This is a genomic window from Pseudoalteromonas sp. SR45-5 (assembly GCF_014163565.1).
Taxonomy (GTDB): domain Bacteria; phylum Pseudomonadota; class Gammaproteobacteria; order Enterobacterales; family Alteromonadaceae; genus Pseudoalteromonas; species Pseudoalteromonas distincta.
Genome location: NZ_JACJDN010000659.1, coordinates 1 through 2116, shown reverse-complemented (window position 1 = coordinate 2116; position 2116 = coordinate 1). Strand labels below are relative to the sequence as shown.

The following is a 2116-nucleotide window of genomic DNA, read 5'->3' as shown; positions in this document are numbered from 1 at the left end:
GTAATCAAAAATAAAAACACTGTAATACAATATATTGCAGAGGAAAGCACTGATGAGCCTCTTTTTTCTGGAGATTATTGGGTTAAAGCTGTAGCCGCAGATAAAGCATGGGATGCATTACAAGAACGTACTTTAGCGCCAGTGACATTAGGTGTTGTTGATACCGGTATAGGTGCAGGACAAATTAGCATTGAAAGCTCTCGCTTAACTCGTCTACGCGCACAAGAGAATGGCCAATTTGGTGTTGTTGAAGGTGATGATACAGAAACTGATAGTTCTCATGGGTTGTGGGTATCTAGCTTTATTGCTGGACATAACACGAGTGAAGGCAGTGCAGTGTATGGTGTTGATCACAGTGCCAACTTAATACATACCGATATTTATGTTAAGCGTTGTAAGGATGGATCAACTACTGAAGAGTGTTCATCTGAATCTCCTATTAAAACTTATATAACAGATTTAATAGCAGGAACTAAGGCGACTATAGATAACGGTGCGAGCATTGTAAATATATCTTGGGGTGATACAAGCACTTGTGCTGACGACTCACAAGTTAGATTAAAAAGTAATAGAATTTGGCGTCTACAACAAACTAACTTAGTGGAATACGCAAAAGAAAAAGATGTATTACTAGTTTATTCGGCTGGTAATAACTGTGAAAAAAATGATGATCAACTTTTAGTTGATATCAATGATATCGCCCAAGATGCTTGGCAAACAAATACATTGATTGTAGCGGCAACAGATGCAGATGATAAAGAAACTGATTTTACACGTATGGGTAACGTCGTAAATATTGCGGCTCCTGGTGATCAAATGGGGTGGGGGAATACTGATGGTAGCTTAGGCGTAGGTACATCATTTTCAGCTGCTTTAGTAACAGGCTCTGCAGGGATTGTGAAAGGAATTAATAGTTCATTAAAAGCAGCGGAGATTAAAGATATTTTAGTTGCTACATCTTCTAATTTAACGCTTTCTGAAGAGTCAAAATCTCTAGGCACAACCGGTCCTACGCAGTTACTAAATATTCACTCTGCAATACAAACAGCCGATTTAACTATTGATTCTGTTTTAGATGTTAAGGCACCAATTGCTTTATCTAAAGGGGATAAAACTACTTCGCAGTTAAGCTTTACCTTACCTGAAACTACTGTGACAGCAATTGATGTCATGTTTTTAATTGATGTTAGCGGTAGTTATACTGATGATATAGCCAGCTTAAAAGAGCAAGCTGACAATATATTAGAAAACTTATCTGGTCGTGGAATTAATGTTGCTTTTGGGGTTTCTGCTTTTTCAGACTTTCCTATTGATGGTTACGGCCATGAATACGATGGTGATGAAGCGTTCTATTTATTACAGTCGGTGACTACAGATATAGATGCCGCAAAAACAGGAATCAATAATTTAACCATTTATTCAGGTAATGATTATCAAGAATCACAGTTAGAAGGTTTGTACCAAGCTGTAACTGGAGCTGGTAGAGATATAGACAACGATGGAAATTATACTAGTTTAGGTGATATTGAACCTATGAATATTGGTTGGCGTGAAGGTGCTTTAAAAGTTATTTTATTAGCGACAGACGCGCCATTTCATGATTCAGATATAGATGAGAATTACCCGGGTGCGGGCAAAACTGAGGTCATCAATGTATTACAAGAAAAAGGTGTGACGGTATTTGGATTGCAAAGCGGCTCAATTGGCTTAGCTACAGATGATTTAGATTCAATTGTGTTAGCTACTAAAGGACAAACATTTTTATTGTCGTATGATAGTAACGAAATTGCAGCGGCTATTTCTTCAGCTCTTGATGAGGCTTTAAAAGAAATCGATCTCTCAATTGAAGTGATTTCAGGAGAGCAGTGGGTTGAAACTATTACCCCTGTATTAATTGAGAACGTTAAACCAAATGAAGAAGTGACCTTTGAAATTAATTTGAAAGGGATTAAAAATGCCTCTCTTGAGGAATTAAATTACGAAGTGATACTTTGGATAAGAGGTGATGGTAGCGCAGTTGTAAGAAGGGTTGTAATTCCTATTACAGTTCCAACTTTAGCCGACTAATTTAGACAAAATTAAATGATTAATAAAGCCGATATTGAGCGTTGCTCAA

The 2116-nt window shown here is 37.2% G+C and carries 1 protein-coding gene; it reads left to right on the top strand.

The window, feature by feature from the left end:
• A partial coding sequence (locus tag H5072_RS17680; RefSeq protein ID WP_182694298.1) for a S8 family serine peptidase occupies window positions 1-2067 on the top strand: 2067 nt, incomplete at its 5' end.
• Between the last annotated feature and the right edge of the window lie 49 nt (window positions 2068-2116).